A 236-nucleotide genomic window follows, 5' to 3' on the forward strand; every position below is an offset into this window, starting at 1 on the left:
GTGCTTTAGCAGCTGGGTCTAAAAATGCATTATCTGAACGAATCGATTCAGCAAGGAAAATTGGGCTACTTTCTGCATAAGCACTAGCTTTTGAGAAAGAAACTTCAAAATTCATTGAATGATCATCAGCATAATTATTTACTATGTTTGTAAAAACATTGAAACGATTAAGTGGTGTTGCAAGATCTTGATGTTCAATAAATTTGTAACCATTAGAGAAGCCGTCACCAAAATAT

1 protein-coding gene is annotated in these 236 nt (G+C 33.5%); it reads right to left on the reverse strand.

Features of this window, described 5'->3' with window-relative positions:
* Positions 1-236: hypothetical protein (locus tag AAEY57_RS21150; protein ID WP_350608802.1), on the reverse strand; the 236-nt coding region annotated here is incomplete at both ends.

The organism is Pseudoalteromonas sp. MER144-MNA-CIBAN-0113 (assembly GCF_040308965.1).
Taxonomy (GTDB): Bacteria; Pseudomonadota; Gammaproteobacteria; order Enterobacterales; family Alteromonadaceae; genus Pseudoalteromonas; species Pseudoalteromonas tetraodonis.